21 protein-coding genes are annotated in these 24,662 nt (G+C 36.1%); 10 read left to right on the top strand and 11 right to left on the bottom strand.

Annotated elements, in window-relative coordinates; genetic code table 11:
• Window positions 1–40 precede the first annotated feature (40 nt).
• The gene (kdsB, locus tag FJR47_RS03330) at window positions 41–757 is read left to right on the top strand and encodes a 3-deoxy-manno-octulosonate cytidylyltransferase (protein WP_152299049.1); all 717 of its coding nucleotides are present in this window, start codon (window positions 41–43) and stop codon (window positions 755–757) included.
• Here the strand turns inward: kdsB and FJR47_RS03325 are convergent, their stop codons facing one another.
• Window positions 758–2,362, bottom strand: a complete 1,605-nt coding sequence (locus FJR47_RS03325; RefSeq protein ID WP_152299048.1) for an oleate hydratase — start codon at window positions 2,360–2,362, stop codon at window positions 758–760.
• A 176-nt stretch (window positions 2,363–2,538) separates the two neighbouring features.
• Complete coding sequence (rpsO, locus tag FJR47_RS03320; protein ID WP_152299047.1) at window positions 2,539–2,814, bottom strand: 30S ribosomal protein S15; 276 nt, start codon at window positions 2,812–2,814, stop codon at window positions 2,539–2,541.
• Between the two features lie 138 nt (window positions 2,815–2,952).
• Here rpsO and FJR47_RS03315 point away from each other — a divergent pair, with 138 nt between their 5' ends.
• Together FJR47_RS03315 and FJR47_RS03310 are read left to right on the top strand one after the other, a co-directional pair.
• Window positions 2,953–3,354, top strand: a complete 402-nt coding sequence (locus FJR47_RS03315; protein WP_152299046.1) for an RrF2 family transcriptional regulator — start codon at window positions 2,953–2,955, stop codon at window positions 3,352–3,354.
• A 108-nt stretch (window positions 3,355–3,462) separates the two neighbouring features.
• Window positions 3,463–4,536 carry a DHH family phosphoesterase gene (locus FJR47_RS03310; protein ID WP_152299045.1) on the top strand — a complete coding sequence of 358 codons (1,074 nt, stop codon included), beginning with the start codon at window positions 3,463–3,465 and terminating at the stop codon, window positions 4,534–4,536.
• Between the two features lie 9 nt (window positions 4,537–4,545).
• Here FJR47_RS03310 and FJR47_RS03305 read toward each other — a convergent pair whose 3' ends face one another.
• The 6 genes from FJR47_RS03305 to pyrH all read right to left on the bottom strand — a co-directional run bounded on the left by FJR47_RS03305 (window position 4,546) and on the right by pyrH (window position 11,461).
• On the bottom strand, window positions 4,546–5,904 hold the full coding sequence (locus FJR47_RS03305) for an N-acetylmuramoyl-L-alanine amidase (RefSeq protein ID WP_152299044.1): 1,359 nt from the start codon (window positions 5,902–5,904) through the stop codon (window positions 4,546–4,548).
• A gap of 7 nt (window positions 5,905–5,911) precedes the next feature.
• Window positions 5,912–7,003 (bottom strand): nitronate monooxygenase, encoded by a 1,092-nt coding sequence (locus FJR47_RS03300; RefSeq protein WP_152299043.1) that lies wholly within the window; start codon window positions 7,001–7,003, stop codon window positions 5,912–5,914.
• Entirely contained in the window at window positions 7,003–8,202 is a 1,200-nt protein-coding gene (tyrS, locus tag FJR47_RS03295; protein ID WP_152299042.1) for a tyrosine--tRNA ligase, read from the bottom strand. Before tyrS ends, FJR47_RS03300 begins: the two co-directional genes overlap by 1 nt.
• Before the next feature lie 23 nt (window positions 8,203–8,225).
• Window positions 8,226–10,364 (bottom strand): RelA/SpoT family protein, encoded by a 2,139-nt coding sequence (locus tag FJR47_RS03290; RefSeq protein ID WP_188093746.1) that lies wholly within the window; start codon window positions 10,362–10,364, stop codon window positions 8,226–8,228.
• Window positions 10,365–10,383: 19 nt separating this feature from the next.
• A complete protein-coding gene (locus FJR47_RS03285) occupies window positions 10,384–10,602 on the bottom strand; it encodes a DNA-directed RNA polymerase subunit omega (protein ID WP_152299040.1) in 219 nt (72 codons plus the stop codon).
• Window positions 10,603–10,747: 145 nt separating this feature from the next.
• Window positions 10,748–11,461, bottom strand: coding sequence for a UMP kinase (pyrH, locus tag FJR47_RS03280; RefSeq protein ID WP_152299039.1), 714 nt, complete (start codon window positions 11,459–11,461; stop codon window positions 10,748–10,750).
• A gap of 203 nt (window positions 11,462–11,664) precedes the next feature.
• Between pyrH and FJR47_RS03275 the strand changes: the two genes are divergently transcribed.
• The 5 genes from FJR47_RS03275 (at window position 11,665) to modD (ending at window position 17,372) form a co-directional block, all read left to right on the top strand.
• Complete coding sequence (locus FJR47_RS03275) at window positions 11,665–13,884, top strand: TIGR03545 family protein (RefSeq protein WP_152299038.1); 2,220 nt, start codon at window positions 11,665–11,667, stop codon at window positions 13,882–13,884.
• A gap of 175 nt (window positions 13,885–14,059) precedes the next feature.
• Window positions 14,060–14,263 carry a hypothetical protein gene (locus tag FJR47_RS03270; protein WP_152299037.1) on the top strand — a complete coding sequence of 68 codons (204 nt, stop codon included), beginning with the start codon at window positions 14,060–14,062 and terminating at the stop codon, window positions 14,261–14,263.
• Window positions 14,264–14,322: 59 nt separating this feature from the next.
• Window positions 14,323–15,777 carry a hypothetical protein gene (locus FJR47_RS03265; RefSeq protein WP_152299036.1) on the top strand — a complete coding sequence of 485 codons (1,455 nt, stop codon included), beginning with the start codon at window positions 14,323–14,325 and terminating at the stop codon, window positions 15,775–15,777.
• A 9-nt stretch (window positions 15,778–15,786) separates the two neighbouring features.
• The gene (modA, locus tag FJR47_RS03260) at window positions 15,787–16,530 is read left to right on the top strand and encodes a molybdate ABC transporter substrate-binding protein (protein WP_152299035.1); all 744 of its coding nucleotides are present in this window, start codon (window positions 15,787–15,789) and stop codon (window positions 16,528–16,530) included.
• A complete protein-coding gene (gene modD, locus FJR47_RS03255; RefSeq protein ID WP_152299034.1) occupies window positions 16,527–17,372 on the top strand; it encodes a ModD protein in 846 nt (281 codons plus the stop codon). The genes modA and modD overlap by 4 nt, the downstream gene beginning before the upstream one ends.
• Window positions 17,373–17,441: 69 nt before the next feature.
• Here modD and FJR47_RS03250 read toward each other — a convergent pair whose 3' ends face one another.
• The 3 genes from FJR47_RS03250 to FJR47_RS03240 form a co-directional block, all read right to left on the bottom strand.
• The gene (locus FJR47_RS03250; RefSeq protein ID WP_152299033.1) at window positions 17,442–19,346 is read right to left on the bottom strand and encodes a ferredoxin--nitrite reductase; all 1,905 of its coding nucleotides are present in this window, start codon (window positions 19,344–19,346) and stop codon (window positions 17,442–17,444) included.
• Window positions 19,347–19,453: 107 nt separating this feature from the next.
• Window positions 19,454–21,175: a bifunctional protein-serine/threonine kinase/phosphatase gene (locus FJR47_RS03245; protein ID WP_152299032.1), complete on the bottom strand. Its 1,722-nt coding sequence runs from the start codon at window positions 21,173–21,175 to the stop codon at window positions 19,454–19,456.
• 4 nt (window positions 21,176–21,179) lie between these two features.
• Window positions 21,180–21,992, bottom strand: coding sequence for a formate/nitrite transporter family protein (locus FJR47_RS03240; protein ID WP_152299031.1), 813 nt, complete (start codon window positions 21,990–21,992; stop codon window positions 21,180–21,182).
• 262 nt (window positions 21,993–22,254) lie between these two features.
• Here FJR47_RS03240 and FJR47_RS03235 point away from each other — a divergent pair, with 262 nt between their 5' ends.
• A complete protein-coding gene (locus FJR47_RS03235; RefSeq protein WP_152299030.1) occupies window positions 22,255–23,568 on the top strand; it encodes a hypothetical protein in 1,314 nt (437 codons plus the stop codon).
• Between the two features lie 2 nt (window positions 23,569–23,570).
• Window positions 23,571–24,662 carry a trypsin-like peptidase domain-containing protein gene (locus tag FJR47_RS03230; RefSeq protein WP_152299029.1) on the top strand — a complete coding sequence of 364 codons (1,092 nt, stop codon included), beginning with the start codon at window positions 23,571–23,573 and terminating at the stop codon, window positions 24,660–24,662.

Genomic DNA, 24,662 nt, shown 5'->3' with positions numbered 1-24,662 from the left:
TCTTAAAATTATATCTAAAGCTATTAAATAAAGGGATTAAATGATAATTATTCCGGCAAGACTTGCTTCAAGCAGATTTCCACAAAAAGTATTGGCAGAGATCGGTGGTCTGCCTATGGTTGTTAGAACAGCAAAAAGAGTTTCTCATTTAGACAAAGTTGTCGTAGCTGCCGATGATGAATTAATTATTTCAACATGTAAAAAATATGGCATCAAAGCTATGCTTACTTCAACTACCCATAAAAGCGGTACTGACCGTATAAACGAGTGTGCAAATATTCTAAATCTTGATGAAAATGAACTTATAATAAATGTTCAGGCTGATGAGCCTTTTATTGAGCCTGAAGTTGTTCAAAAAGTTATACAAAGATTAGAAAGATTACGGCAAAACAAAGAAGAGTTTATAATGGCAAGCTGTTATAACTCTATAAACAGTGAATCGGCACAAGATCCAAACCTTGTAAAAGTAGTGCTTGACGATAACGATAATGCAATCTATTTCTCACGAAGCCCTATTCCGTATAACAGAAGCGGGGAAGCGCAATATTTTGGGCATATCGGAATTTACGGATTTAGCAAAAAAAGCCTGCATGATTTTTGTGATCTTGATGATGCACCGATAGAGGATATAGAAAAACTAGAGCAACTTCGTGCAATTTACCATCAAAAAAAGATTAGCATGGTCAAAGTTGCAAGTACCGGTTTTGGGATAGACACCGAGGAAGATTTAAAAAGAGCGATAGAGATTTTTCTCTAATCATCTGTGAATCGCTCTTATCGCTCTCATTAGCACTGCGGGATTATGAATCGAGTCGTACACCGGAAATATCTTTTTTTTAGTTTCAAAAAGTCCGTAAACCGCCATTTGTGCAGAACGAACCGAATACTCTACCGTAAAAACACAATCATTTGGAACTTCGGCAAATTGACCAATAAATGCAAAATTTACTGCTTTTTTTGGCAATACATCCGGACGATCATTAACTGCGCACGGCATAAAAAGGCTGTTAATAAATGGCATTGCAACAGGAATGCAGTTTACTCTCCCAGAAGCAATAACGGGCTTCATCAACTTCTGGATTTTAAGATGATACCACAGCTCCTCAAGTATCTCTTCGCCGCTGCACTCAGACATCTTCTTCTTGACAAAATTTCCCTCCCTGTCCGGATACAGACCATATCCCCAAAATACTTTTACATCTTTTGGCTGGTTTACAAAATGGGGCTGGCGTGCAATTACAATCGACATAAGCCAGTTTGAATCCGTCATTGTCACCAAGCCACCGGTTCCATCCGTATTGCCTGAAAAGTTCTCCATATAATCGTGAAAAGTATCATCTTTGAGCGTCGCCGTAAATGAGTACCACTTTTGCAGATCAATATTGTCGCTAAATACCCCTGGATTACCGAATGAGTTGTCTTTTTTGGCTATTTTCTCCCAAAGCATCCATGCGCCTGAAACAGATTTATCCTTCAAAACAGGGGCTTTTTCCAATGAACCGTTGTCGCTTGCCTCAACAATAGAACCATTTGTTATAAAGACATAATCATATTCATTAAGGCTGATCTTCTCTTGTTTTTCATTTTGAACGACTACATGCAAAACAGTGGCTTTTTTGTAATCATCAGTAATCTCAAAATCAATATCTGTTACTTGCGTCTGCATCTCAAAATGCACCCCTTTTTCTTCTAGGTATCGTTGAAGAGGAATGATTACGGAGTGATACTGATTATACTTTGTACGCATTATTCCGCCAAGCTGAGGCATACCATCCAAAAGATGAATAAAGCGCTTCATATAGCGCCTCATAATCGCTACGCTACTCCATTTTTGAAATGCAAACATAGATGTCCAGAGATACCAGTAGTTCGTTTCAAAAAATTTCTCTTCAAACCACTCCTCTATGCGGATATTTTCTAGTGATCCTTCAGAAGCAAAGATAAGCTTCAACAGATCTGCCTGATCCTTTAAAGAGAGTCCAAAAGATGAGACATCCATACTTTTGCCCTCTTTAATTAAACGAGCCTGCGCATGTGAGACAAATCTGGAATTGAATTCAAAAGACTCCTCTTTAACGGATATATCTGGATTATCGTAGGAAGGGATGTTGGACAATAGATCCCAGTAGCAGACAAAGTGCTCTTCATGCATCCTGCCGCCGCGGATTATAAAGCCGTTTTGGGGATTGCCACCGCCGTCAAGTGCGCCGCCGAGAACTCTGCTTTGCTCCAATATATGAATGTTTTTGCCGGGAACTCCGGCATCTTTTATAAGGTAAAATGCGCTTGCCAGAGAAGCGATACCACCGCCGACTAAATATATTTTTGAGTGTTTTGGATTACTGTTTTTTTCTCTTTTCATAATCTTTTCTCTCTTTTTATATTTTGCGATTATTTTATTATAGTAAACTATTATAACCCAAATTACCGGTAAAAAAATCTATAAATTATTAAATCTAACAAGTGAAAGTATGTGAAGAGGTGTAATGTAAAGTATGTGAAGATTAAACGAAGCAAAAAAAGCTTCGTTTAATTTATTTAGATATTGTCGCGAATACCTAAATCTGTTACAAGTTTAAGATAAGCATCTTTATCTTTTCTTTTAAAGTATTTCATAAGACGACGACGCTGTCCTACTAATTTTAAAAGACCAAGTCTTGATGCGTGATCTTTTTTGAACACTTTTAAGTGCTCAGTCAGTTCACTGATTCTCTCTGTTAATAGTGCGATTTGAACTTCACTTGAACCTGTGTCATTCTCTTTGCGTCCATATTTTGCAACAATTTCTTGCTTTTTCGCCGAATCTAAAGCCATAATAGCCTCCAAATGGTATATTTATCTAACAGTTATACATATCAGTATATAAAGTTGAAGTGAAATAATATCTAATTTATTCTTTTATTTCAACTTCTTTTGATATAATTTAAAAAAATCTAAAATTAAAGTAATAAAATGTTAATAACTCGTGCTAGTGAATATGCAATACTTTCTCTTATAGTTTTATCAAAAGCTTCTTCTCCGATGGATAGTGAAACACTTTCAAATCAACTCTCAATTCCAAAAAGTTTTTTAGCAAAAATTTTACAATCATTAGCAAAACATGGTATTTTAAAATCATATAAAGGTGTAAACGGCGGTTTTGCTCTTATCCAAAAACCTGAAGAGATAACTATGCTTAATATTATGTCATCGGTCGAAGGAAGAGAACCTACTGTTTTTGATTGTTCCCCGTCTATTGAAAGCTGTCCGTTAAATAAAGCATCATTATGCTCTTTATGGCCTTTTTTAAATAAGCTCCAAGGTGAAATAGACACTTTTTTAGCAGATTTGACTTTAGCAGATATATTAGAATAAAACTTGACAAAAAAACTTATTACAAAATAGTGTTTTTTGCTAAACAATACTGCCAAATATAGATAAAAATTCTAGTTTTTTAAATAATGTATTATACAAAGGAAAAAAATGAATAATATTCATCATCTATCACACACAGATTTAGATGGGTATAGCTGCCAATTGGTAATGAAGTATACAGGCTATACACTATTTAACTATAATGCAAATTATGGCGCAGAAGTAAAACAAACACTAGAGCTAATTTTACAAAATATAAAAAGTGAAAATAAAAATTCTACTATCTTAATAACAGACTTAAACTTAACCGCTGATGAGTCTAAGTGGCTAAACAATGAGGTTGCAAAATTAAATGAAAATAAAAAAGATACTACACTTTTGCTTCTTGACCATCATGGAACAGGAGAAGAGAGTGCTAATAAATATCCATGGTATTTTTTAGATACCTCCAGATGTGCTACAAAAATTACCTATGATTATGCGAAAGAACATTTTGAGTTTGATGAACCGATATGGATGAAAAAATTTGTAGATATAGTTAACGCTGTTGATTTATGGAAAACAGATGAGTATGAAAATTTTGAGTATGGCAAAGTTTGTATGCGCCTTATATCTGAAGCGCGCGAATTAAACAAAGTCATGTTTGCTGAAGTAGATAACAATTATAAACTCTCATTGCTGCTTGAAGCAACAAAATATATAGATAACAAAAAAGCTCCAATTATTTTAGATGAGAAAATCCATTTCTTAAAAAAGAATTTTTTTAAGAAAGATAAAGATGATACACTCGATAATCTTGCAACAAAATATGTAGTTGATCTATTAGGTCAAGCTAAAGATGAGAAAACTATTTATTATAAAGGATACAGAGGTTTTTTAAGTTATGGAGTAGGCAATACTTCAATCGTAGGAAATGCTTTTTTACTGGCACATCCAGAGTACGATTTTATAGTTGATATAAGCTATCGCGGTACCATGAGCTTAAGAGCAAATAACGGTGTAAATGTAGCACTTATTTCAAAAGAGTGGGCAAATGGTGGTGGGCATCCAAATGCAGCAGGCGGTCGAATAATAGGATTTAAAGAACAATACAGATATGACAAAGTAAAAAAACAAGTAGAAAAAATAATTAATGAAAAAGAGTCTGTTGCAGGTGAACTTTCATATAAAAAAGAGTCTTAAAAATTTTGCCTAATTATTGGCAAAATATCTCTCAACTCCATCTGCTAAACCTCTAGCCATTGTTTTTCTATAATTATCATTTACAAGCCTCTTTGCTTCCATTGGATGTGATATAAAGCCAACTTCAACTAAAACTGATGGCATTTGAGCTCCAACTAAAACCCAAAAAGGACCTTCACGCACTCCTCCGTCTTTTACATTTTTATATTTTTTATTGAGTGCCCCTAACATTCCTCTTTGTAAATCTATTGCAAGTTTGTTTGACGCTACTATATTATGATGATTTAAAAGATTCAGATAACTGTTTTTTCCATACATATTCATATCACTCATATCTGCAGAGTTTTCTTTTGCAGCTACTTTTTTAGCTCTTTCTGAGCGGGTAGGAGATAAAAAATAGCACTCTATACCATGAACATCTTTTGCATTTTTTCCATCAACAGCATTTGCATGTATGCTTATAAAAATATCTGCATTTTTCTCATTTGCAAATTTTGTTCTTCTACTTAATTTTACAAATTTATCACTGTCGCGTGTCATATGCACCTTATAGCCGCGAGATTTTAAAATCTTTTGTAACTCTTTTGCGATTTTAAAAACAACAATTTTTTCTCTATATTTTTTATAACCTACTGCACCTGGATCTTTGCCTCCATGACCTGCATCTATTACAATCACTTTGTCTCTGTCTATTTTGATAGGAGCTGTTTTTAAAATAAAACTTATTTGAAGCGTTTTTGCGTCTATACTCTGCTTTATATCTAATTTTGAACTATTTTCAATAACCAATCTTAAAGTTTTTGGATCAAACTGAGCTAGTCTAATTCTATCAATGCCGTTTTTTGTAATACTCTGTGAACTTGTAAGCATTGAAGTTTTTATATCAAAAACATATCTGTATTTGTTTTTACTTTTATCATGCAGTGTAAAATCTTTAATCTGTTTGTTGCTAAGAGGTTTGTTAAATGTTAAAAGAAGTATATCCTCTTTCCAGTCGATAGATTTTAATTTATGCAATGGCTCAATATGTACATCTTCAATATGCTTGGTTTTTTTCATAGCCTTTGGTTTAGGCTTGTTATAGCTGTTTTTTAATTGAAGAGTTTTTAATTCATTTGAATATTTAGATACATCTATATGCAATCTATTTCCGCTTTGTACAATGCCTTCTAATGATTTGATTTTTAAATCTAAATTATTGGCAACAGCTGATTGGAGATATAAATTTTTATAGTCATTATATGCACGAAAGGTATCACTTTGGGTATTACTCTGCATATATTTATGAGCTCTATTTAAAATTTCACTATTTTTTGATGCTTCTAACGAAATAAATAGAAATAAAAATAAAAATAAATACTTGATCATTACCCTACTATTCGCCGTTGATTAATTTATCCATCAGCTCTTTTACAGAAATTATACTCTCTAATCTATATCCGTTAGTCCCAGAGAAGAAAAGCCCTGTTTCAAGATTGCCTTGATATGCATCACTTAATCTGTCCGCTATACAATAACCAACTTCCTTAGCTTCTTCCCCACGATTACAAGGTGCAACACAGTTAGAAATACATTTAATCACAGGCCCTTCTCTTTTTTCCACAAGTTTTGTTAAATTTGTTCTAACTCCTTGAGCAGGATATCCAACAGGCGATGAGAAGAGTTGAATATCCTCTTTTTTAGCATCTAGTAAAACTTTTTTAAAATTTTCATGTGCATCACACTCAAAAGTACCTATAAAACGAGTTCCCATTTGAACACCTCTAGCGCCCAAAGAGAGCATCTCTTCTATATCACTCTTATCCCAAATACCACCTGCAGCAATCACAGGAATATCACCCCATAAAGCCGCCTCTTCTACAACCGGTTTTACCAAGTTTTCAAGTTGATTCTCTTGCATTTTACACTGCTCATATGTAAAGCCTTGATGTCCGCCGCTTTTTGGCCCTTCAAGTACTACAGCATCGGGAATTCTGTTGTATCTTTTTTGCCATCTTTTACAGATAATTTTTAAAGCTTTTGCAGATGAAACAATAGGAACAAGTGCAACATCAGGATACCCCTCTGTAAACTCCGGCATATTCGTAGGCAAACCCGCTCCGGTAATAATAATATCAATACCGCTCTCACAAGCATCTCGTACCACTCGTCCATAATCATTTATAGCATATAGCACATTTGCTGCAAGAGGTTTATCGCCGCATATTTCTCTGGCATTTTTTATTATTGCGTCAAAACCCTCTTTCGAATAAAAACTAAAAGTATCAAGTGGTCTGCCTGATATTAATTTTGAAGCATATTCTTTATTTTTATAATAACCAGTTCCAACTGAACTAATAACACCAAGCCCACCCTCTTTTGATACGGTTCCGGCAAGCTGATCCCAACTTATACCTACGCCCATTCCACCTTGAACTATAGGCTTTTCGATAGTATGCTTACCAATTTTAAATGATTTAAAACTCATTAATTCACCTTTAACTTTGCAAATTTTCTTTTTCCAACTTGAAGTATATACTCCCCGCTTCCTAATTGTAACTGCTCATCATTGATTTTTTCTTGATTTATTTTAACAGCCCCTTGCTTAATATCTCTTCTTGCTTGAGAAGTAGAAGGTGAAAGTTTGCAATCAACTAATGCTTTGGCTATCCATATCTCTTCATCACTGGTATACTCATCAATCTCAGATGGAATTTGGTTATTTGAGTGTACTTTATCAAACTCATCTTTTGCCGCTTTAGCTAAATCTACAGAATGAAACCTTGCTGTAATTTCCAAAGCCAAGTTTTCTTTAACCGTTTTTGGGTGAAGAGAGCCGTTTTCTACACCCTCTTTAAGTTTTTGAATTTCATCAAGAGTTTTTGTGCTCAAAAGTTCGTAATATCTCCACATAAGCTCATCGGATATGCTTAACACTTTTCCAAACATATCATTTGGTTCATCAGTAACACCTATATAATTATTTAAAGATTTACTCATCTTCTGCACACCGTCAAGACCCTCTAAAATAGGCATCATAAGAACAGACTGCTCTTTTCCTATCTCATATGCGCGCTGAAGATGTCGACCCATCAATAGGTTAAACTTTTGATCAGTCCCGCCTATCTCTATGTCACTTTCAAGATGTACACTGTCATATCCTTGTAATAAAGGATAAATAAACTCACTTATTGAGATAGATGTGCCGCTTTTATATCTTTTGTCAAAATCATCGCGTTCAAGCATTCTTGCGACATTAAAAGTTGTTGTCAATGTTAACATGCCCGATGCTCCAAGCAAATTTATCCACTCTGAGTTAAAAACTACTTCTGTCTTGCTAGAGTCTAAAATTTTAAAAACTTGCTCTTTGTAACTTTTTGCATTTTCCAAAACTTCTGTTTTGCTTAATGTTTTTCTTGTAATATTTTTACCTGAAGGATCACCTATCTGAGCAGTAAAATCACCTATTAAAAACTGAATTTTTGCACCATATTTTTGAAATATTGCAAGTTTTTGTAAAAGCACCGTATGCCCAAGATGCAAATCAGGTGCAGTCGGGTCAAAACCTGCCTTTACAGTATATGTTTTGCCTTCATCAAAATATGCCTGCAACAATTTTTCAATATTTTGACTGTCTATAATTTCAGCCGTTCCTCTTTTTATCTCTCTTAGAGCCTCTTGTAACATAATATATATTCCCTATTTAAATTCTATTTATATGCATCATCAGTTCGAATAAGATGTATGACTTTTATTTTTTGCTCGATTTTACCACGAAGCAAGTTAATATCAGCTTCTTTCGTTTCAAAACCTATTTCACAGTATTTAGTAGTTTCACCTTTGTTTTTGCCTAATTCTATCTGATTTATATCTATTTTTAATTTTGCTAAAAAATTTAAAAATTCTGCTAAAGTACCAACCCCACTATGAAGTGATACAATCATATTGTAGTTATAAGCTTTTTGTTGCTCCCATCTAACAAATACCATTGGTTCCTTGTTTTCGAGCTTTTTTGAAGCGCTGCTGCACATTTTATGGTGTACATGCACTTTGCCTTTTTCTAAAAAAGCCATTATTTCATCCCCGTTTTTAGGATGACAACAGTAATCAAATACTACATCGCTTACATGAGAAGTACTATATATTTCCAAATCTCTAAAAGAGTAGGATTTTAACTTAAATCTATGTCTTGATAAAAATCTCTTAAACCGATTATTTTGATTTATTTCAGTAATATATTTATGAATAACTTCACGAAAATGCTCTATATCGGTAGCAATAGTGGCTCTTTTTTCACAATTATTTTTATCAAACCACTCCTCTACTCTTGAACTGTTTAAATTCATTGCTGTTGCAACAATATTAATACTTGATTTTATATTTATATCTTTAATTCTTGCATTACATTTATATCGCATATTTGTCTTGGCTTTTGATGTTTTAACAGCATCTATCCAGCTACATCTTGTAATACTGTTTTCATCAACTTCTATTTTTACAATATCACCGTTGTGAAGCTCATTTATAAGAGATGTTTTAACTTTGTTTACTAAAGCTGATTTAGCATGATTACCCACATGCGTATGCACAGCATAAGCAAAATCAAGAACAACAGCACCGCGAGGAAGAGTAAAAACTTCTCCAACTGGAGAAAATACGGATATATCTTCACTATAAAGATCATTTTTTATAAGATCATAAAAATCCTCAACAGATTCATTTTGATAGCCCAGATTATGCAGCCAATCAAGTTTGATACTGTTATTCCCTCCGCTTTTATATTTCCAGTGAGCAGCAACACCAAGTTCTGCTGTTTTATGCATATCATATGTTCTGATTTGAACTTCAAAAATAGCAGTATTGTGAAAAACTGTTGTATGAATAGTTCTATATCCATTATCTTTAGGCACTGCTATATAATCTTTAAACCTTGAAGAAAGTGGTTGAAAATGCAAATGAATTAGCCCTAGAATTTTATAACATTTTACAGGATCGTCAGTCAATACTCTAACCGCTAAAAGATCTAAAACCTCTTCTATTCCAACACCCTTTCTCTGCATTTTAAGATAAATAGAGTATTTATGTTTAACGCGGGAAAGTATCTCAAAATCGTCTTCGCAAAAACCGTTTTGCACCAATATTTTATTAATTGACTGTTTAAATTCATCAAGTTTCATCTCAATAGCATGAAAATTTGCATCAAGATAATTGTCTATATGGCGCTTCTCTTCTTTAAAAAGATATGAGAAGCTTAAATCTTCTAATAAATTTTTTAAAAAAGAGATACCTAAACGGTGCGCAATTGGCGAATAAACAACAAGAGTCTCTTCTGCTATTCTTTCTTGTTTTTGAGCAGGCAGTGCATCAAGAGTTAGCATATTATGAAGTCGGTCACATAACTTTACAACCAATACTCTCACATCTTTAATACTTGCTAAAAGCATTTTTCTAAAAGAGAGGGCTGAAACAACTAATCGCTCATTAGAGTGAGAAGGAATCAACTCAGCATCCCTAATACTGTCTATTTTTGTCAAACCTTCAACCAAATGAGAAACATCCGTTCCAAAAAGTTCTTGAATCTCATCAATATTAATGTGTGTATCTTCCACAACATCATGTAGAAGTGCCGCTATTGCCATCGCTTCATCATTAGTTATTGAAGAGACAATAGCCGCTACTAAAATCGGATGGATTACATAAGGCTGACCACTTTTTCTAAATTGTGTTTTGTGTGCCGTTTTAGAATATTCTAATGCTTTTTTCAGAATATCGCTTGGAGGTATCTGCGTAAAAAGATAGTCGACTGCCGAGTCAATATCTTCTATATACTTAACCTTTTCGATATCCATTCGATTAAGCCCCAATTTGTTACTTTTTAATATCAATAAAGCCTTTAACTGTTATAAGGCCCTCAGCTAATTCCATTAAAGCCAAATCAGCTACTTTAACATTTTTTGAAACATTTAATTTGCTTGTTGCACCATTTAAAAGCTCATCTGTTCTTTTTGCTACAGCTATTGCTAACTGATAACTATCCATTTTTGGATTATTGTCTAATATTTTTGCTGTTAACTCTTCTACTTTCATTTTGTTTCCTTTTTATTTAATTATTCCGCGGAAGGAACAAAGTCCCTCCCGCTTCGCTAAAGCCGCTGTGGCTACTAAAGCTTGACACTTTGTGTCAAAAATTATTCCGCGGAAGGAACAAAGTCCCTCCCGCTTATTTGATAAGCTATTTTACTATCGAGCAATTTTGCATATTGCCATTTTGCAAAATATCTAGAAGATTGCCCTTTTGAAACATATTGCAAACTAAAATAGGCAATGAATTATCCTTCGCTAATGCAATTGATGTATCATCCATTACTTTTACATGATCACTTAATGCTTGCTCATAAGATAGTTCTGACAATTTTACAGCATCGCTAAATTTATTTGGGTCTTTATCATAAACACCGTCAACTTTCGTAGCTTTTATAATAACTTCTGCACCAATTTCTACAGCTCTTAAAGTTGCAGCCGTATCTGTTGTAAAAAACGGATTTCCTGTTCCTGCTGCAAAAATCACAACACGACCTTTTTCTAAGTGACGAACAGCACGGCGATTTATATATGGCTCTGCAATCTGTTCCATCTTAATAGCCGTCTGCATGCGAACCTCTAAGCCTACATGTTCACAAGCTTCCTGCATCGCTATTCCATTTATTACAGTTGCAAGCATCCCCATATAATCACCAGAGGTTCTTTTAATAATTCCGTCTTGAGCAGCAGTTACTCCACGAATAATATTACCGCCTCCAATAACGATTCCAACTTCAATTCCGGCATTAACAAGTGATTTAATCTCCTGCGATATGTAATTTAAAATCTGCGTATCAATTCCATAACCCGCTTCGCCTGCAAGAGCTTCACCTGAAAACTTTACCAAAACCCGTTTATTAGCCATGCAATTCCTTTAAAACATTTCTGAAAATTTTTGTAGTTTTTAGAAATACTTTGTATATTTATATTCTGTGAATTATACTTAAACTTGGCTTTTGTTTTGCTTTGTTTTTTAAGCTGCTCTAAATTATTTTTATTACTAAACTAAGTGAAAACAATTAAATATGCTAAACTAACAGATAAATTATCTAAGCACAAGGCATAAGCGTGAATTTTATAATTAAGCTCTTCAAAGCATTGAACTCAGGTCAGACGCCGTGGCAGGTAACACTGGCTATTGTTTTAGGTATGGTCATGGGGCTTACCCCTCTAAGCGGGGTTCAAACGGCTCTCATCATCTTTTTGGCACTTCTAATAAATATCCATTTCGGACTTTTTCTGGTCTCCGGTGCATTTTTTGCAGGTGTAGGCTATGTTTTCGACCCGCTTTTTGAATCATTCGGATATATGCTCCTTAGCGCAGAGGGACTCCAAGGATTATGGAGTGCCATGTACAACAGCGGCATTATGCGCCTTACATACTTTAACAACACCATAGTCCTTGGCTCGTTCGTAGTCGCTGTGATCCTTTCCCTTCCTCTTTACCTTATCTTAAACAGAGTCATAAATACCTCACGAGGCAAAATTGTTCTTTTTATTGAGAGATACCCGCTTTTGGCAAAGTTTGGCATTCTTAAAAAAAGCGATAAAAAAGACAGCACTTTTCGTATCATGGGTGTAGGCGTATTCGCCGCAGTAACTGCCTTGACTCTTGCAGTTGCAATACTTGTAATAGACCCTGTTATAAAATTTGCACTTGAAAAAGGACTCTCAAGTGCAACGGGCAAAGATGTGCTCATTAGAGATGTAGAGACAAACTTTGGCGATGCATCTTTACGCATAAGCAATCTTGAGGTACAAGACGACAACGGCAAGACAAACAGCGTAAGTATCCAAAATATCTTGGCAGACCTTGATTTTAACGCGCTTCTTTTAAGAAAGACGCATATGGAGCTTGTTCAGGTTACAGGCATCGGCTTTGACACGCCAAGCTCAAACCCGAAACCATCTTCTGCAAAAGAGCAGAGAGGCACGGCTGCATCAAGCACATCTTTGTTTGCAATGCCGCAAATAAAACTGCCGACTCCAAAAGAGCTTCTTGCAAACGCAGATCTAAAATCTCTAAAAGTTTATAACCAAGCTCAAAAAGAGATAGATGAGATAAAAGCAAAATGGGAGAGAGTATCAAAAGAGGAGCTTAGTTCAAATAAACTGGATGAGTATAAAAAAGATCTAGAAGCTATAAAGTCTGCTTCAAAATCAAAAGACCCAGCGCAGCTTCTAAAACTAAAGGATGACATTACTGCATTTAAGAAGAAGATAGATGCGCATAAAGCAAAGCTCGCATCTATTAAAAAAGATTTTGCGGATGACAAAGCACGCATATCCAAACTTATCAGCGAGATAAAAAATGCTCCGCAGAGTGATTACAACAGTCTCAAAAGTGCCTATTCACTTGATGGAAGCGGCGCGATAAATGTCGTGGGCACTATCTTTGGCGAGAAGATAAAAGAGTATATAGCAATGGCAAAAAAATATTACACACTTGCCCAGCCTTATATGAAAAGCGAAGCAAAAGTCGAGCCTCCAAAACCTCCACGCGGAGAAGGAAGATGGATAAAGTTCAAAGAAGAGGTTCCCTCTCCGGACATCTACGCTGCAAAAGTAGATCTGAGCGGAAAGCTTAAAACCCAAGATTTCACGGGAACTATAAATGACATAGCAGATAACCAAAAACTTCTTGGCAAAGCCACCACTTTTAAAGTAACAAGCGATGGAGATATCGTAGAGAAGTTTGTGCTTGAAGGCAAAGATGACAGGCTTGGTGAAGTGGCTCACGAAAGTGCAGTGTTTGGCGCAAAAAGAGTGCCTCTTGACAATCTTGCTCTCTCTTCGCTGACTCTTAAAAAAAGTGATATTGCACTTCAAGGAAATGCTGATGTATACGGCTTGTCAAAACTGGAGCTAAAGAGCAGCCTGGATTTTAAAAATGCCGCTGTCTCGATTGACGGACTTGATGAGAAGTATGCAGATATCGTCAACTCTACGCTCTCTGAGGTAAAGAGCTTTTACATAAAAACAGATGCTACAGGCTCGTTAGAGTCTCCTGCACTGGATGTTACAACGGATCTGGATAAAAAAATATCAGGTGCGCTCAGCGGCGTTTTTTCAAAAGAAGCGAAAAAGTATGAAGCCCAGCTGCAGACGATGCTTAATGAGAAGATGCAAGAGCAGCTAAAAGGAGTAAATAGTTCTGCTTCGGCTATTCCTGACATCAATTCTCTCATCGGCTCACAAAGCGGCGCACTTGAGAAACTACTCTCTGAATCAAGTTCTATTGACACAGGTTCTGCTAGCGACTCAATTAAAAATCTATTACCTTTCTAAACAATTACAGATGCAAGATATTCTTCTTGCATCTTTTTATCTATGTTGATTGACAAGCGTTATATATTTTAATATACTACGGTTTGAAGCTTAATTATGGATGATAATGCAAAACAGTGTCAATGGTCGTTTATGGATAAACAAATCTGAGCACAGCTTTCTTGGTCAAGGCTGAATGAAACTTTTAATAAAAATTAAAGAAAGCGGAAAAGGCGGTAGTGGAACTTATCTTGCTTATTATGCAAAAAAGTTGATAAATACATATAAAATTTTAGAAGAGGAGCATCATGCTTTTTTAAGCAACCTCTCAAAACGCATAAGTGAGAAGAATGGGCATATACACTTTTTAAAAAGCGATGCTGATAACTGCTTTTTGTAAACCAAAAAGTATTATTTTAGGTATTTGGTAAATTATTAATTTTAAAAAAAGGAAATTTTGTGAAAAATAAAACTAGATTAAATATAGCTGCTGCAATTCTGTCTCTTGCTTCCTTCACATATGCAAATGATCCTATCTCCAAACAAACGCTAAAAAGCAACTATCAATTAGTAAATAATAATCCATCTCAATCAATTGATACTTTTGCGGATATGTTCAAAGAGGGTCTTTTTTATGGACGACTTCGATCAAACACTTTTCTTTACGATTGGGAAGAAGAGAATGAGAAGCAAAACTCTCATGTTATAAGCGGTCTTGGCGGTTCTCTTGTATATAAAAGTGCAACTTTTTACGGAGTTGATTTTACGACAGGTTTGTACTATTCAAAAGCATTCTTTGACAGCAACAGTGATCCTGTAGAATCTTTAAAATCAGGTAAAGATGTACTGAGTCGTTATGACTATACAAACGGTGAAGGTAAATCAATGACGGTTTTAGGTCAAGCCTATATAAGCTATAAAAATATTCCTAACTCACAAATTAATATCGGCCGCCAGCTTGTAGAAACCTTTTATACAAAATCAAATGATACAAAAATGATTCCAAATACATTTGATGGTGTTGTGGCAGAAACAAGAATTATACCGCATACGCAAATAAAACTTGCCTATTTAACAAAACAAAAATTGAGAGATCACACAACATCACACTCTGTTTTGATGTATGATGATTCAGATCCTTGGAACGGGAATGATGACTCAGCAATGCACAAAGGACTCTCATATACAAATCTTAATGCAGCCGGAGTAAGTACAGATGCACCGCTTATTACCGGGGATATTAAAAATAGACATATTAAAAACCTCAACTTTGATGCATCATTTTATTGGGTTCCTGAACTTCTCTCAGAGATAATGGCTGAAGCAAACTACAAAATTGACATGAATGGCTTTACTCTTGCGCCTGGTTTTCGATATATAAAACAGTTTGACAATGGCGGCGGAAAAATTGGTGGTGCAAACTACGATGGAAGTCTAGCCGGTATAGAAGGGTCATACAGCGGGTATAAAGATGCTGATTCGCTTGATTCGCAAATGATAGCAGCTCGTTTGGTTGGAGTTTATGATATTTACAAACTTAATTTGGCATACTCTAAAATATTTGATGAGGCTGATCTTGTAACACCTTGGAGAGGCTTTCCAACTTCTGGATATACTCGTTCAATGGCTCGTTACAACTGGAAAGCCAATACAAAAAGCTATCGTGCCGAATTATCAATCAATGCAAATCAAAACGGAGTGTATAAAGATTTATTTATCCAATTATCTGCTCTACATACCGATGCTGATGAGCAAAAAGGTGAGTATGATGAAAATTATTATTATGCCGGATTTATTCAAAATATTCCTTGCATGACTGATCTGCAATGGCGCCTTAGATTGGGATACACTGATACAAAAAAGAGAGATGCTGATAGTTTAGATGCTCGTTTAGAGTTTAATTATCTATTTTAAAGGAGAGCAATGAAAAAATTTCTATTATCTATTTTACTTACGACTAGCGTTATTTTTGCAGATAAAATAAACATAGCTGTAGCAGCCAATGTAAGTTATGCAATTGAGGAGTTAAAAGTTGAGTTTAAAAAAATTCATCCAGACATTGATATTGAAATAACTCTTGGCAGCAGCGGAAAATTAACTGCCCAAATACAAAACGGTGCACCATATGGACTTTTTATGGCAGCTGACATGCTTTATCCTGAAGCTCTATATAATAAAAAAATAGCTACTACAAAACCGATTGTATATGCGCAGGGAGAGCTTGCATATTTAAGCATAAAACCGATTGATTTTTCAAAAGGAATAGCAATTGTTAATGATAACTCTATCTCAAAAATAGCGATAGCAAATCCAAAAACAGCACCATACGGTGCGGCAACAATTGAAGCCATGAAAAACAGCAATGTTTATGAGAGTGCTAAATCCAAATTTGTCTTTGGCGAATCTATCTCTCAGACAGTCTCATATACAATTACTGCGGCAGATTTAGGATTTATCGCAAAATCATCCCTATACAGCCCTAAAATGGCTCATTACAAAGAAAATGTAAACTGGGCTTCTGTTGACACATCTTTATATGCTCCTATTAAACAGGGAATCGTTCTTTTAAAATATGGAGAAAACAACAGTGACTACAAAGCCTTTTATGACTTTATCTTGAGCGATAGAGCAAAAAAAATTTTTATAAAATATGGATATACAAAATGATTAATTTTTCAGACCAAGAACTTTGGAATTACATTAGAGAGGATATTTCATACTTTGATTTAACCACACATCTATTGGCTCCTGCAGAACAAAAAGTAATACTAAGTATCGTAACAAGAGAAGAGATAGTTGTAGCATGCAATGATGATGCGGCTCGGATTGCTGAACTGCTCGGATGCAAAGTTATAGCAAAAGCACAATCAGGCATAATGGTAAAAAAAGGAAGCACCCTTTTGGAAATTTATGGTGATGGGCAATCTATCCATAAAGCATGGAAAGTGTGTCAAGTATTTTTAGAACATGCTTGCGCACTTGCTACACATGCACACAAAATGTTAACAAAAGCGCAAAGCGTCAATCCCGATTGTGAAGTATTGGTAACTAGAAAAAGTTTTCCTTTCTCTAAACAATTTTCCATACATGCTCTTATGTGCGGCGGTGTTATGCCCCATAGATTGGGAGTATCAGAGAGTGTTCTAATATTTGATCACCACCGCTCTTTATTTGAAAACCATGATGCATTTGAAGATGCCTTGAAAAAAATTAAAAAACGCTGTGTTGAGAATAAATTAGTAGTTGAATCTCAAACTCTTGACGATGCTAAAAGAATGTTACAGCTGGGTGCCGATGTTATTCAACTTGATAAATGTTCAGCAGATACAGCAAGCGAGCTTGTTGCATACAAAAATATAAATTTTCCAAATGCTGCAATTATGGCTGCAGGCGGAATTAATATGCAAAATGTTGCCGATTATGCAAAAACAGGCGTCAATGCTCTGGTAACAAGCGCTCTGTACAACAGTTCCATGAGTAATCTTACAACTATTTGGAAAAAAATATAAAAAAATTTACATAAGGGCAATAAAGAGTTATTTATTGTTATATATATTACAGCAAACTTTTAAATATTTTTACAGTTTTATATATGAAGCTAGCTCTGAAAAAACAACTGCCCTTTTCTGCTCTTTTGTGTCCAAAATTTTTTCACACAAAAGTGCTAGATTTTCATCTACACAGGGTATCAGTTCTCTGATATTTTGAAGTTTTTCATTTTTAAGAGTATTTGTAAATCTCTCATACGATGAGTAAGCCTCTTTTCCTGCAAGTTTGTAGTATAATCTACGCCCAAATTCAAAAACTTCAAACTCCTCATTTTTTCCGGTGTTAACCTTTTCGCTAAAACCTATCTCAACATCGATATTTTTCTCTCTCAAATAAGCACCAATCTTCATCATAAAACCGATGCAAGCAGGGGTGTAAAGCTTTAAAATCCGCTCATGAAACTGCTCAAAGTTCTCAAAATGGTTTTTAAGTCTTCTATACTCAAGCATCAAAGTCTCCACATAAAGATGCGCATATCGAAGCGAAGCCGATTTAACGACTGCATATCCTTCTAAACCCTCACTTGTGATTTTTCCGCCAAGAGAGATATTTACACCACCCTCCATTTCGCCGTTTACTTTGACTTTGCAGCCCTCAAAACCGATGTCACCTAGACCATGCAGACCGCACCCTTTAACACATCCTGACCAATACATGCGTACTCGTCCTTCATGAAGAGGTACTTTTTGCTCCAGATACTCCGCCATTTTTATAGCATCATTTTTGTTCTCAATCACTCCAAATGCACAGTGTTGTGAACCTGCACATGCTATTAAATGATTTTTATAAGGAGAGTCTACACTTTTGTATTTTTGAAAAATCGCCTCGTTTTTTAGTGCGTCTATCTCTTTTACACTAAGTATATAGATGCTCTGCTCTATATCAAAACGAATCTCGCCATTGCCAAATTTTTCGCTTATATCCGCCACGCTTAACAAATCGCTTCCGCTGAAGATTCCCGCGGGAACAACCATATGAATGCCAAATGATCCGTCTCTTAACTGTACCTTTCCATGGTCAGGATCGTTAAAATCAAGCTTTGTCATAGTCTCGCCTCCGCGCGCAAAATCAATTCCCGCATTTTGGCAAATCGCACTCCTAATCTCCTCCATGCCAACCGCTTCGACTAAAAAGAAAAGACGATTTTTGTTTCTGTTGTCACGAAATCCAAATCTTCTAAAAATATCAATTATGGAACCATAAGCACTCGGCACTTCATGAGGCAGTAAAAAAATATCTGCACTCTTTGCCACTTTGCCGACTTTTCCGCCGAGGTACATGTTGTATCCGTAAAGTCCATCTTTTTGAGCCAAAACAAAACAGCAGTCATGACTAAAAGCGTTGCATCTGTTGGAAATCGAGCCTGTGATTGCAGTATTAAACTTTCTAGGAAGTGCGCTTATCCACTCATAATTATGCAGAAAACTTCTCTCTAAGGTTTTTAAAAGTTCGTATGACGGCAAAACATTGTCAAATCCTTTGGCATCGAGCGGATCTGTAACAATGTTTCTAAAGTTGTCCACACCTGTTTGGTATGAACTAATCCCCACCGCACTCATACGCTCAAAGATAGTCGGTATATCTTTGATGTCGATATAACGAAACTCTATCTGCGAACGGGTTGTTATGTCTATATAATCTTCGCCAAACTCTTGTGCGATTAAGCCCAAAACTCTTGCTTGTTCAGCGTTTAAGTAGCCGCCGCTAATGCGAACGCGTATCATAAACTTTTGTGGAGTTTGCGCATCCTTATCATAAATGCCAAAACATTTTAAAAAGTAGCTTTTATCTTCGCCTGAAATAGATTCATAGCCGTTTTTTGCATAACTCTCTAACATCGCAAATGCTTCTTGTGGCGTTTTAAGTGCCTTTGTCTCTTCGACTTTGTTAAGTTTTTTTGCTCTTGCATCGTATGCTTTTTGTAATGCTTCCATTGTAACTCCGATCTATATCGAATATAATCACAATTTTATCAGTAACAAGAAATAAAATAATCAATTTATTGATTATATTTTATGCAATATAAAAATTATACAAATTTTTACTTAAGCAAGATAAACACCAATATAACAGCCAAAACAAAAGAGAAACTCTGCCAAAAAACTACACTGTTTTTCTCCACAAGCGGCGGTTTTTTCTTCTTTAAAAACTCCTCGTTTGGGTGGCGCAAGTCGTACAAAAACTCGCTTAACTCTTCGTAACGCTCATTTGGATTGAGTGCCACTGCTTTTTTAACCGCTTCATCAATCCACACAGGAATCTCTTGGTTGTAGTGGTAAAGCGGCGTATAATGAAGCTTCTTTTGCGCTGCTTCATTTTTTGCCCTTGCAACTTCAACACCGTAAGGAAAATGGCTTGTTAGCATCTCATACACGATTACGCCCATGGAAAAAAGGTCTGAGCGGGTTGTTCCTTTTTTGCCCAAAAAGTATTCAGGCGCGCTGTAGATTGCTGTTCCTAAGAGATTTTCATGCTCAAGGCGGATATTGACATCCATGATGCCCTCTACTCTTGTTGCGCCAAAGTCTATGATTTTGAGCGTACCTGAAGTGTCAATCATGATATTTTGTGGTCTGAGGTCTTGATGAATCATCTCTTGACGATGCAGTGCCAAAAGTCCTTTTGCTATCTGCTCCGCCATTTGCCGCACCGTCTCAAGAGGCGGATGCGGGTTGTCGATAATCCACTGCAAAAGCGTTTGCCCCTCGACATACTCTAGCGTGTTATAGAGGTAATTTTTCTTGCGCTTTGGAACAAAAGCTTTTAGTACATAGGGGCTGTTAATGCGTCTAGCCACCCACTCCTCCATCAAAAACCGCTCCAGATACGCCTTGTCGCCGCGCATGTCGATGGATGGGATCTTCAGTGCGACTTGCGTTCCGCTCTTATTATCGACTCCAAGATAGACATGGCTTCTACTGCTCGCACTCAGCTCCCGCACGATGGTATAGCCCTCAAACTCCTCTCTTGCTTCAAGCAGAGGTGCGAATGGCTTCTCTTCAAGCTGTTTGTAAATCTCTTTGAGCTCTTTTTTTGGCAACGCATCCACACGCACAAGCTGGATGGTAATGTTGTCATCACTTCCCATCGCAAACGCCATCTCGCCGATGTTCTTTGCAAGCTCTTCAAATGCGCTCTCACCCTTTTGTATAGCGGCAATTAAAAGCGCATCACTCACAAACTCATAAACGCCATCACTCATAAAGAGGAAAATATCATCGATCTCAACCCCAAAACTGCTATAGTCCATGCGAACATACGCCTCCATTCCCAGAGCACGGCTTAAGTAGCTCTCCTCTCGCGAGACTCGTAAACGGTGATCTTGCGTCAACTGTTCCAGCACGCCATCACGAAAACGATAAATTCTGGTATCGCCCGCATGAAAAATGTATGCACTGCTTGAGCGAAGCACCATTGCGCTAAAAGTGCAGACAAAGCCTCTGTTTTTGTCATGGGAGTAGTTGCTCTGCATGGTTTGGGAGTGTAGCCAAGAGTTTGTGGCACCCAAAACCCTAAGGGCTGACTTCTTGGTCGACCATGCATCAGGCGTGCTTAAGTAGTCCATCAAAAAAGAGGTAACGGCTGTTTTGGAGGCGATTTGGCTCACGCTGCTGCTGCCGATACCATCAGCGATGGCAATGGCAACACCTTTGAGTGTAAGCTGTGGCTCGGTCGGAATGCAGATATCGTGAAAATCTTGATTTATCTCTTTGCGTCCCCCGGTAGAGTACTGGGAGATAGAGAGTTCTAAGCGGCTTTTCATACTATCAGTTTAATTTTCTTTTCGCACCCGTTTTAACATGGGTTGCATAAAGAGTTAGTCCTGTAAATGCAAGCCCGCCGACAAGGTTTCCAAGAGCAACGGGAAGCTCGTTCCACAGAAGATAATCCCCCACAGTAAAGTCACCGCCCATAATCATAGAGAATGGAAACAAAAACATGTTAACAATAGAGTGTTCAAAGCCCATAAAGAAAAAGAGCATGACAGGCATCCACATCGCAATTGCTTTTCCGCTTACAGTAGTTGAAATCATCGCCCCGACAACACCCATGGAGACCATCCAGTTACAAAGCATCCCACGGATAAAAACCGTCATCCAGCCCCAAATACCGTGTTCTTGATATCCAAGCGTTCTGGCTTCACCTATTGAGCCTATTTTTTTGCCGACTTCACCTGTTTCTATCTGATACCCGTATGTGAGTATAAACGAAATCATAAACGCCACAAGGAGCGCACCTGCAAAGTTACCAACAAAAACAAACCCCCAGTTTCTAAGAACCTGATTCACCGTAACCCCAGGGCGTTTGTCGATGAGTGCGAGAGGAACAAGAACAAAAACACCCGTTAAAAGGTCAAAACCCATAAGATAGAGCATGATAAAACCAACAGGAAAAAGCATCGCACCTACAAGCGGTGAACCCGTCTTCATCGTAACAGTTATAGCAAAAGCCGCCGCAAGTGCCAAAATAGCTCCTGCCATAAAAGCTCTGATGAGCGTATCTTTTGTTGACATATAGACTTTTGACTCGCCTGCGTCAACCATTTTTGTAACAAACTCTGTAGGGACTAAATAGGACATAATAGACTCCATGTTGTAAATATTTTTACTTTTTTTATACACTAAAATATAGTAGTACAAGAATTTTACATTATAAGAATATTTTTTAATCAACTATATTGTATAAATTTTATGCAATTGTTATGTTTTTAAAATACTTTCAAATCTATAATCAAATAAGCCATGATAAACAACTTCTAAATAGAGTGTAAGTCTATTTCTAACCTATTATAAAGATGCTTTTACTATAATACTGTCTATATATTTTTTTTAAAGAGAGTTTATGGGTTGGTTAAATTTTTTTCAAACAAAAACAGAAATAAAACACTCATTCGGAAGAGGCATAAATGCATCTCTTTGCAAAGATGAAGAAAATTTATTCAACAAATCCTATGAAGCATTTGAAAAAAAAGAGATTTTAAATGCATATGAGTACTTTTTCAAATCACTTGAAAATTTTTCAAATGGCCAATCAAACCAAAATGTTATTATTGTAAAAAAAGATAATAAGCTAAACTTTGAGATATTTCAGGGAACTGCTAGAATTACAGGAACAATAACAAAAGAGAATCTCTATGCAGAAGTTATTATTACAAAAAAAACATTGGCAAATGTTGCACTTAAACGACTGCTTTTAGAAAGAAACTATCAACTGACATACGCTTACTATTTCAGCGATAATGAATATATAAAATTAAAACTATATCTTGACAATATTACAATGACACCTCAAAAAGTTTTTTACCCATTAAGAGAAATAGCTCTCAATTCCGACTTTGACAAAGAGTATACAAAAAGCGAATTCCCTAAGATTACTCTAGAAGATATAAAACATTTAAAGAGTATGGATGAAGAGGAGCTGAGACTAAAGTACGACTTTATGCAAAGATGGATTGATGAAATAAACGCCAAAATTGCCACGCTTCCATCAAACGACAATGCTGCTATGCAGTCATTTATTCTTCTGTATCTTATTTTTAAAATAGATTATCTCATCGTACCGAAGTATGGCATTTTCCAAAAATCAAGCAAAAAGATCACTGAGTACTTTAGCGATGAAAACCTCACTGTCGAATCAAAGAACGAAGAGATCAGAAAGTATATAAACGAACTTCATGAGATGAATTTTGAAGAGTTTAAGACAAACTTTTATGACGCTAAATACACCTTCAACCCAAGTGATAAATCGCCTCATGAAGAGATAGAAATCTTTATAAACGAATCTCTTGCAAAGATAAGATGGTACAAAAACAACAGATACAATCAGGTCATTCCTACAATGTACAAATATGTTGCGCTCTATCTACTTTACAACTACGGGCTTCATCCGGTTACAAAAGCTCTTCTTCACACACTTGTTGAGATTCAAAATCCCGCTTTTTTCAAAGCACTCGGATACGACACGCTTTACAATGAACAAGAAGCAACATTTTCAAAAAAAGCTATTATCTCAAAAATAGAGGATATCATTTCGCCTTACCAAAGCCGTTATAAAATGCTAAAACCCTTTGGTGACAAACTTAACTTTACATCCCTAAACGAGTTTAGCAACAGCTTTTATCTGCAACTTAAAAATCTTGATTTTGAAGAGATATAGCCATGAATACGCAAGCCATACTGGGTACTTACGCCGAAAATATTATACAGATCATGACCCCATACGGAAGCGGCACGGGTTTTATAGTTGATGACCTTATCATTACAAACTCACATGTAGTTGCAGGACTTAAAGAGGTAGTGATCAGTGCCAAAAAGATCAAAAGAAGCATCGCTAAAGTAGTATACGACGATGCATATTTTGATCTCGCTTTTATAAGCTTTGATTTTATAAAACCTAAAAATCCCCTTATCCTCTCTACTAAAAGAGTGCAAAACGGAGACACTGTTGTCGCCATTGGTCACCCTTACGGACTTCATTACAGCGCTACGGAGGGGATAGTATCAAAAGCTTCAAGGATATACGGGGAGCTTGAGTATGTTCAGATTGATGCTGCTATAAATCCCGGAAACAGCGGCGGACCACTTTTAAACACGGATGGTGAGGTTATCGGAGTAAATACATTCATTATACAAAACTCCAACAATCTGGGCTTTGCCCTTCCATACTTTTATGTTGATGAAGCGCTAAAAGAGTACAAAAACATAAATGCTCAAAATATCATAAAATGCCCATTTTGTAAGAACCTGATAAAAGAAGAGAATATAAAAAACGACTACTGCCCTGAGTGCGGAAGCAAACTGGAGATCGCAAAGCTGCGAAGAAATGGGTACAACCCAATTGGCAGCACAAAGTTACTTGAAGAGATATTGGAGTCTTTAGATGTAAATGTAACACTTGCCAGAAGATCTCAAGCCTCATGGAGAGTTGATCATGGTAGTGCGCGTATCGAGATAAATTACTACGACAACGGAATTATCATAGCTGATTCAAAGCTTTGCGTGATACCTCAAAAAAATATATCTGAAATTTATGATTTTTTATTGAACGAGAACAACAATCTCTCCTACCTCCGTTTTTCCATAAATGAGAATTTCATCTATCTCTCTTACCTTATAATTGACTCCTCATTAACACTAAAAGAGGGAAAAACAGCAATGGAGAGGCTTTTTAAAAAAGCAAACGAGTATGATGATATTTTGATAGAGAGATTTGGCGCAACAAAACAAAAAAGAGATGAAGAGGACGATTAA

The organism is Sulfurimonas xiamenensis (assembly GCF_009258045.1).
GTDB classification, from domain to species: domain Bacteria; phylum Campylobacterota; class Campylobacteria; order Campylobacterales; family Sulfurimonadaceae; genus Sulfurimonas; species Sulfurimonas xiamenensis.
Note: the sequence above shows the minus strand (reverse complement) of the source record. Positions and strands in the feature narration are given on the sequence as shown.

What these genes read in the sequence shown, in the direction of transcription:
- rpsO (WP_152299047.1), bottom strand. Translation starts at nt 2,814, where the DNA reads ATGGCTTTAGATTCGGCGAAAAAGCAAGAAATTGTTGCAAAATATGGA.
- kdsB (WP_152299049.1), top strand. Translation starts at nt 41, where the DNA reads ATGATAATTATTCCGGCAAGACTTGCTTCAAGCAGATTTCCACAAAAA.
- FJR47_RS03325 (WP_152299048.1), bottom strand. Translation starts at nt 2,362, where the DNA reads ATGAAAAGAGAAAAAAACAGTAATCCAAAACACTCAAAAATATATTTA.
- FJR47_RS03270 (WP_152299037.1), top strand. Translation starts at nt 14,060, where the DNA reads ATGAAACTTTTAATAAAAATTAAAGAAAGCGGAAAAGGCGGTAGTGGA.
- tyrS (WP_152299042.1), bottom strand. Translation starts at nt 8,202, where the DNA reads ATGTTACAAGAGGCTCTAAGAGAGATAAAAAGAGGAACGGCTGAAATT.
- FJR47_RS03310 (WP_152299045.1), top strand. Translation starts at nt 3,463, where the DNA reads ATGAATAATATTCATCATCTATCACACACAGATTTAGATGGGTATAGC.
- FJR47_RS03235 (WP_152299030.1), top strand. Translation starts at nt 22,255, where the DNA reads ATGGGTTGGTTAAATTTTTTTCAAACAAAAACAGAAATAAAACACTCA.
- FJR47_RS03290 (WP_188093746.1), bottom strand. Translation starts at nt 10,364, where the DNA reads ATGGATATCGAAAAGGTTAAGTATATAGAAGATATTGACTCGGCAGTC.
- FJR47_RS03250 (WP_152299033.1), bottom strand. Translation starts at nt 19,346, where the DNA reads ATGGAAGCATTACAAAAAGCATACGATGCAAGAGCAAAAAAACTTAAC.
- FJR47_RS03240 (WP_152299031.1), bottom strand. Translation starts at nt 21,992, where the DNA reads ATGTCCTATTTAGTCCCTACAGAGTTTGTTACAAAAATGGTTGACGCA.
- modA (WP_152299035.1), top strand. Translation starts at nt 15,787, where the DNA reads ATGAAAAAATTTCTATTATCTATTTTACTTACGACTAGCGTTATTTTT.
- pyrH (WP_152299039.1), bottom strand. Translation starts at nt 11,461, where the DNA reads ATGGCTAATAAACGGGTTTTGGTAAAGTTTTCAGGTGAAGCTCTTGCA.
- FJR47_RS03305 (WP_152299044.1), bottom strand. Translation starts at nt 5,904, where the DNA reads ATGATCAAGTATTTATTTTTATTTTTATTTCTATTTATTTCGTTAGAA.
- modD (WP_152299034.1), top strand. Translation starts at nt 16,527, where the DNA reads ATGATTAATTTTTCAGACCAAGAACTTTGGAATTACATTAGAGAGGAT.
- FJR47_RS03285 (WP_152299040.1), bottom strand. Translation starts at nt 10,602, where the DNA reads ATGAAAGTAGAAGAGTTAACAGCAAAAATATTAGACAATAATCCAAAA.
- FJR47_RS03245 (WP_152299032.1), bottom strand. Translation starts at nt 21,175, where the DNA reads ATGAAAAGCCGCTTAGAACTCTCTATCTCCCAGTACTCTACCGGGGGA.
- FJR47_RS03230 (WP_152299029.1), top strand. Translation starts at nt 23,571, where the DNA reads ATGAATACGCAAGCCATACTGGGTACTTACGCCGAAAATATTATACAG.
- FJR47_RS03300 (WP_152299043.1), bottom strand. Translation starts at nt 7,003, where the DNA reads ATGAGTTTTAAATCATTTAAAATTGGTAAGCATACTATCGAAAAGCCT.
- FJR47_RS03315 (WP_152299046.1), top strand. Translation starts at nt 2,953, where the DNA reads ATGTTAATAACTCGTGCTAGTGAATATGCAATACTTTCTCTTATAGTT.